The organism is Phocaeicola sp. HCN-6420, assembly GCF_037890145.1.
Lineage (GTDB): Bacteria > Bacteroidota > Bacteroidia > Bacteroidales > Bacteroidaceae > Phocaeicola.
This window is the reverse complement of record NZ_JBBKBJ010000051.1, coordinates 1-7,263: the sequence shown is the minus strand read 5'-3', so window position 1 is coordinate 7,263 and position 7,263 is coordinate 1. Positions and strand designations below refer to the sequence as shown.

Here is a 7,263-nt window from a genome sequence, read left to right as displayed (position 1 = left end):
TTATGAATTAATACAAAACAAGAAGAAAATATGAACAAGCAATTCATTATCACGAATTTCGCCGCATTTGCTCTCATGCTGTTCCTGCCGACCGGATGCAGGCAGGCGGACGGCAAGCAGGATGCGGTGCAGAGTTATCGGGTCATAAAGGTCGCGGCAAGTCCGGTGGAAATCTCCGAGTCCTATTCCGCCGCCATACGCGGACGGCAGGATGTGGACATCCTGCCGCAAATATCCGGGCGCATTATCCGTCTGAAAGTGAAAGAGGGTGAACGGGTGAAGACCGGTCAAGTATTGGCTGTAATTGACCAAGTGCCCTATCGGGCGGCATTACGCACGGCGCAGGCCAATGTCAGCGCGGCACAGGCAAAAGTGGAAACGGCAAGAATCGAGCTGCGGGGCAAGCAGGCATTGTTTGACGAGAAGGTCATATCCGACTACGAGCTTTCTCTCGCCCGGAACCAACTGGCAGTGGCGTGTGCTGAACTCGAACAGGCAAAGGCACAAGAATCGGATGCACGCAACAATCTCTCCTATACGGAAATCAAAAGCCCGAGCAACGGAGTAGTAGGCACATTGCCCTATCGCATCGGTGCGCTTGTCGGTCCCAATATGGCACAGCCTTTCACGGTCGTGTCCGACAATGCGGAGATGTATGCCTATTTCTCCATTTCGGAGAATATGCTACGGCGATATTCGGCTCGCTATGGCTCGATTGACAGCATGATAGCCGGGACGCCGGAAGTGGGCCTGCAACTCAACGACGGCAGCCTGTACAAGGCGAAAGGACGTATTGAAACCGTAAGCGGCGTGGTGGATCCTGTTACCGGAACGGTACAAATCAAAGCCCTGTTCCCCAATCCCGACCGCGAACTGTTGAGTGGCAGCATCGGCAATGTCATCCTTCAAAACCCGAAAACGGAGGCCGTAACCATTCCCATGACCGCCACCGTGGAACTGCAGGACAAGATTATCGCTTACCGTCTGAAAAACGGACAGGCGGAAGCCGCCTATCTCACGGTGGACCGCCTGAACGACGGCAACCGGTTTATCGTAAAAGAAGGTCTTTCGGTCGGTGACACCATTGTCGCCGAAGGCGTGGGACTGGTGAGAGAAGGCATGAGCATAACCCCTAAAAACGAAACGAAATGAACCTGCGATTTTTTATAGACCGCCCGGTGTTTTCGGGCGTTATCTCGGTGGTGATTGTACTGTTGGGCATGATTTCCATGTTTTCCTTGCCGGTGGAACAATACCCCGACATCGCACCTCCGACCATCAACGTATTCGCAACTTATCCGGGAGCAAACGCTGAAACCGTGCAGAAGGCAGTGATAACCCCTCTGGAAGAAGCCATCAACGGAGTGGAAGACATGACCTATATGACTTCCACGGCATCGAATACGGGAGATGCTTCCATCAACATCTATTTCAAACAGGGAACCAACGCGGACATGGCGGCGGTAAACGTGCAGAACCGCGTGAACGGCGCACTGAGCCAACTTCCGGCGGAAGCCACCAAGACCGGTGTCACCACTGAAAAGCAGCAGAATGCCGAACTGATGACTTTCGCGCTCTATTCGCCCGATGACCGCTTCGACCAGACCTTCCTGAGCAATTACGTGAAAATCAATGTCGAGCCGAGGCTGAAACGTATCAGCGGCGTGGGAAAGGCACAGTTGTTCGGTTCCAACTACAGCATGCGACTTTGGCTGCGTCCCGACAAGATGGCGCAATACGGGCTTATCCCCGATGACATCTCTGCCGTACTTGCACGACAGAACATCGAGGCCGCCACCGGCTCCTTCGGTGCCAATCATCCTACCGCCAATGAATACACGATGAAATACCGCGGACGCTTGTCCGGAGCGGAAGAGTTCGGTGAGCTGGTCGTCAAGTCACTGCCGGGCGGCAATGTGCTTCGGTTGAAAGAGGTTGCCGATGTGGAACTGGGCGATGAATACTACAACTATTCCTCCGAGGTGAACGGGCATCCGGCAGCTATGATGCTCATCAACCAGAAAGCCGGGTCCAATGCATCAAGCACCATCAAGGAGATTCACGAAGTGCTTGACGACCTTAGCCGGGACTTGCCCGAAGGGACGGAATTCGTGGTGCTTACCGATACCAACAAGTTCCTGTATGCCTCCATCCACTCTGTCCTCCGCACCTTATTGGAAGCGATACTTCTGGTCATCGTGGTGGTGTATGTGTTCTTGCAGGACATCAAGTCAACGCTTATCCCTACCATATCCATCTTCGTTTCCATCATCGGCACATTTGCCGTGATGTCCATGATTGGATTCTCCATCAACCTGCTCACCCTGTTCGCGCTTGTGCTTGCCATCGGAACCGTGGTCGATGATGCCATTGTGGTGGTGGAAGCGGTGCAGGCGAAGTTCGATGAGGGCTATCAATCAGCAGTTCTCGCGGCTGATGATGCCATGAAAGGCGTTTCGTCGGCTATCCTGACCTCTACCATAATCTTTATGGCAGTGTTTTTCCCCGTAGCCATGATGGGCGGGACTTCGGGAGCGTTCTACACGCAGTTCGGTATCACGATGGCTGTTGCCGTGGGAATCTCGGCAGTCAATGCCTTCACACTCTCACCGGCACTTTGCGCGCTGCTGCTGAAACCCTATATCGATGAGCAGGGCAACACTAAGAACAATTTTGCAGCCCGTTTCCGTAAAGCGTTCAATGCCGTCTTCGACAGTCTGAGCCGACGCTATGTACGTGGAGTGATGTTCATTATCCATCGCCGATGGCTGTTGTGGAGCATCATAGGCATTTCTTTCGGGTTGCTGGTGCTGCTGGTCAATGTCACAAAGACGGGACTTATTCCCGAAGAGGACACCGGGACGGTCATGGTGAGCATGAACACGAAGCCCGGCACATCCATGGCTCAGACAAGTAAGGTGATGGAGCGTATCAACAGCCGTCTCGACAGCATCGGCGAGATTGAATACAGCGGTGCGGTAGCCGGTTTCTCTTTCAGCGGTTCCGGTCCCTCGCAGGCGATGTATTTCGTGACACTCAAAGACTGGGAGGATCGTAAGGGAGAGGGGCAGTCGGTGAATGATGTCATCGGAAAGATTTATGCCGCCACTTCAGATATTCCCGATGCCACGGTGTTCGCCATGTCGCCTCCGATGATTGCCGGGTACGGCATGGGAAACGGTTTCGAGCTTTATTTGCAGGACAAGGCGGGCGGAAACATCGCCGCTTTCAAGGAAGAGGCGGACAAGTTTGTCGAAGCCTTGTCGCAACGACCCGAAATCGGCGAAGTCTATTCCTCCTTTGCCACGGACTATCCGCAATACTGGGTGGATATCGATGCCGCCAAATGTGAGCAGTCGGGTGTGTCGCCCGCAGATGTGCTTTCCACATTGTCGGGCTATTATACCGGACAATATGTTTCCGACTTTAACCGGTTCTCCAAGCTCTACCATGTGACCATGCAGGCTCCGGCGGAATATCGTGTGAATGCGGAATCCCTGCACCACATGTATGTGCGCGCCTCCGATGGCGGCATGTCGCCTTTGAGCCGGTTCGTGCGCCTGACCAAGACCAACGGCCCGTCAGACCTCACCCGTTTCAACCTGTTCAACGCCATCTCGATTAGCGGGTCGCCGGCGCAGGGTTACAGTTCAGGGCAGGTGCTCGAAGCCATCGGCGAGACGGCACGTGAAGTGCTTCCGTCAAATTACACATACGAGTTTGGCGGCATTTCGCGTGAGGAAAGCAAGACGACCAACAATGCCACGCTTATATTCCTGCTCTGCATGGTTCTGGTCTATCTGATTCTGTGCGCCTTGTATGAGAGCGTGTTCATACCCTTCGCGGTTCTGTTGTCGGTGCCTTGCGGACTAATGGGCAGTTTCCTGTTTGCGTGGCTCTTCGGTCTGGAGAACAACATCTACATGCAGACCGGATTAATCATGATTATCGGCCTGCTTGCCAAGACCGCCATCCTGCTTACCGAATACGCCGGCAAGCGGCGGTCGGAAGGCATGACGCTGGCACAGGCAGCATACAGTGCGGCAAAAGTCCGCCTGCGCCCTATATTGATGACTGTGCTGTCCATGGTGTTCGGTCTTGTCCCGCTGATGATGGCGCACGGAGTGGGTGCCAACGGCAGCCGTTCGCTTGCCACAGGTGTAATCGGTGGAATGATTGTCGGTACTTTGGCTCTGTTGTTCCTTGTGCCGTCATTGTTTATTGTATTCCAATATATTCAAGAACGTGTTAAGCATAATTAAATGAAGAAGACAGTAATATATATCATATTGTCAGGATGGATGTTTGCCGGTTGTGGCACATACAGCCGGTATCATCGTCCTGACCTCTCAACGGAGAATCTGTATCGGGACGTACCGGCGGACATTGATACAACGACCATCGCGTCCCTGTCGTGGCGGGAAATGTTTACCGACCCGAAACTCCAGTCCTTGATTGAAACCGGACTTGAACGGAACACAGACCTCAATGTGGCACGGTTACGCGTGGAAGCGACAGAAGCCGTCCTGATGACTGCCAGACTATCATATCTTCCATCACTGGGACTGACTGCCGAAGGTAATGCCAATAAACATGACGGAGCAACGGCAAAGACATATAATGTGGGAGCGTCGGCAAGCTGGGAACTGGACATCTTCGGCAAACTTACGGCGGCAAAGCGTGGTGCAGCCGCCGCGTTACAAGGAAGCCGTGCCTACCGGCAGGCCGTACAGACACAGCTTGTCGCCACTATTGCAGACAGTTACTACACCCTTGCCATGCTTGACGCACAAATGGCAATAAGTAACCGGACTTTGGAGAACTGGCGGACTACCGTACGTACTCTTGAAGCGTTGAAAAAAGTGGGGAAATCAAACGAAGCCGGCGTATTGCAGGCAAAGGCGAACGTGATGCGACTCGAAGCATCCCTGTTATCCATACGCAAGAGTATTTCCGAAACAGAAAATGCCCTGTCTGCGATACTTGCCATGCCGTCACACTCGATTGGACGAAGTAATCTGGCCGAGGCTGCTTTCCCCGATACTGTCTCGATTGGAGTCCCTTTGCAACTGCTTTCCAACCGTCCCGACGTGCGTCAGGCTGAAATGGAACTGGCGCAGGCGTTCTACGCCACCAATGCGGCTCGTGCCGCCTTCTATCCCAATATTACCCTCTCGGGGACTCTTGGATGGACTAATAACGGCGGTGGCGTAATCGTAAATCCCGGACAATGGTTGCTCAATGCCATCGGTTCCCTGACACAGCCCTTATTCAACCGGGGCACAAACATCGCCAACTTGAAGATAGCCAAAAGCCGTCAGGAAGAAGCCAAACTGTTGTTCCGGCAATCATTGCTGAACGCTGGAAAAGAAGTGAACGATGCTCTGACTGCATGGCAGACGGCAAAATCGCAAATTGAAATCAATGCTCGACAGGTTGAAACATTATGCGATGCTGTGCGAAAGACAGAATCGCTTATGCGTCATTCCAATGCCACCTATCTGGAAGTGTTGACCGCCCAACAGTCTCTTCTCGAAGCGGAAGTGCAACAGCTACAAACTCGTTTTGAACGCATACAAAGTGTAATCAAACTTTATCATGTGTTGGGAGGAGGAATGTAACTGCAATAAATAGAAAAATTTGAAATTATTATTAGTGTTATTCATCTCGGATATTTTTCGTGATTCTGCCGCATGTAGATATTGTACGAAAGCAATATTTGGATTGTAAAATATCAAGCCAATGAAAATACTTTTGCAGCATAAAATATTTATAGGATACTTTCTTTTAATGGCGATCATTGGCAGCATGGTCGCTATTGTTCTGCACGAGCGTAGTCGTGTACAGAAAATAGAGAATGAATCAATCGCTATTTTTCAAACCCAGCACAATATCAATACCACACACCGCTATGTGACCACGTTAGTAACTTATGGTGAATCCGTCATGGTATGGAATGATGAGGATTCTGGGTGAAGTATAAGAATATCAGAGAAGGGGAACAATTGCATTTCGATTTGCATTTTCTTAACCGCATAAAGAAACAGTTCCCGGGGATAAAAGCTATTTCGCCTGAAATAACAGGACCTTATTCGCAAGTGATGAATAAAGCTAAAAGCGGACTTTTTAAGATTATAGGAATCAATGAAAACTATATGGGAATTAAGATACTTAAAATCAACGAAGATGGACGATATTTTAATAAAGGAGATGACGAGAATACCCGTAATGTTACCATTATCGGCGAAAATGTCAGTACGACCTTATTTAATAATCAAAAAGCGTTGGGTAAGTCGATCAACATTGCCGGTATTGATTTTAAGGTGATAGGCGTACTAAAGAATGATGATATTTTCAGCGCTTCGGAAATCAATTCGGTATATGTGCCCTTCTCAAGTTACATAAACTGTATTGACAATAAGACTCCATTGCGCGCTTTCTGTTTATATCTGAACAAAGAAGTTGATTCCAAGCGATTTGAGAATGAGCTGAGAGCCTTCATCGCTAATAAATACCAATTTGCTTATTCTGATAAGCAAGCCTTACAGATAATCAATTTTGAGACACAAACATCTGCTTTTGAGGGACTCTTTGATGGATTGAAAATGTTTATCTGGATCGTAGGAATTTGTTTTCTGATAAGTGGTATTGTTGGAGTAAGCAACATCATGTTTGTCGTGATCAAAGAAAGGAGTAGCGAAATAGGCATCCGTAAGGCTGTAGGAGCAACTCCTAAATCCATTCTTGTGTTAATGCTGACGGAATCTGTCATCATAACTGTAATCTCCGGTATCATCGGATTGATATCAGGTGCAGCTATTCTTGAGATTATAAATTGGTTGCTCGAAAGCGCCCGTCACGCGACAATGATAAAGCATGCAGAAATAGATATAAATGTAGCTGTTCTCGCTTTGGTTATCTTGATTTTGTCCGGTGTCATTGCCGGAGCATTTCCGGCTATGAAAGCATCTGTTATACAACCCATTGACGCCATTAGAAACGAAAATATAGGATAATGAAGACATTTAAGATTATATTAATTTGCATCTTTTCCGCCACACTGGCATTTGTTGCTTTTCGTTCTTCGCTAAGAGGTACAAAGGCAATTTACGAAACTACACAACCACAATATCGCGAGATCAAAGAGGAAATAAACATATCCGGCAATGTTTTTCCGATGAAGGAGATCGAAATAAAATCGCAGATATCGGGAGTCCTGGACAAGATTAATGTTTCGATAGGAGATAAAGTGCGCATAGGAGA

Annotated in this window: 5 protein-coding genes and 2 pseudogenes; 6 read left to right on the top strand and 1 reads right to left on the bottom strand. The window is 49.5% G+C overall.

The genetic code is table 11. The features are described from left to right. Window positions 1-231, bottom strand: a complete 231-nt coding sequence (locus WKT12_RS16080; RefSeq protein WP_340320299.1) for a hypothetical protein — start codon at window positions 229-231, stop codon at window positions 1-3. On the opposite strand from WKT12_RS16080, the gene WKT12_RS16075 reads away from it, so the two are divergent. The 6 genes and pseudogenes from WKT12_RS16075 to WKT12_RS16050 form a co-directional block, all read left to right on the top strand. Then, window positions 127-1,152, top strand: coding sequence for an efflux RND transporter periplasmic adaptor subunit (locus tag WKT12_RS16075; protein WP_274666715.1), 1,026 nt, complete (start codon window positions 127-129; stop codon window positions 1,150-1,152). The genes WKT12_RS16080 and WKT12_RS16075 overlap by 105 nt on opposite strands. Then, complete coding sequence (locus tag WKT12_RS16070; protein ID WP_005809243.1) at window positions 1,149-4,262, top strand: efflux RND transporter permease subunit; 3,114 nt, start codon at window positions 1,149-1,151, stop codon at window positions 4,260-4,262. Before WKT12_RS16075 ends, WKT12_RS16070 begins: the two co-directional genes overlap by 4 nt. Continuing rightward, window positions 4,263-5,621, top strand: a complete 1,359-nt coding sequence (locus WKT12_RS16065; RefSeq protein ID WP_005809240.1) for an efflux transporter outer membrane subunit — start codon at window positions 4,263-4,265, stop codon at window positions 5,619-5,621. A 121-nt stretch (window positions 5,622-5,742) separates the two neighbouring features. Continuing rightward, a pseudogene (locus WKT12_RS16060) lies at window positions 5,743-5,970 on the top strand (hypothetical protein); the annotation flags it as partial. A gap of 2 nt (window positions 5,971-5,972) precedes the next feature. Continuing rightward, on the top strand, window positions 5,973-7,016 hold the full coding sequence (locus WKT12_RS16055) for an ABC transporter permease (RefSeq protein WP_005809236.1): 1,044 nt from the start codon (window positions 5,973-5,975) through the stop codon (window positions 7,014-7,016). Continuing rightward, window positions 7,016-7,263 (top strand): annotated as a pseudogene (locus WKT12_RS16050) (efflux RND transporter periplasmic adaptor subunit); the annotation flags it as partial. The gene WKT12_RS16055 and the pseudogene WKT12_RS16050, both read left to right, overlap by 1 nt.

Coding starts and splice junctions, on each gene's coding strand:
- WKT12_RS16070 (WP_005809243.1), top strand. CDS start 1,149: ATGAACCTGCGATTTTTTATAGACCGCCCGGTGTTTTCGGGCGTTATC.
- WKT12_RS16065 (WP_005809240.1), top strand. CDS start 4,263: ATGAAGAAGACAGTAATATATATCATATTGTCAGGATGGATGTTTGCC.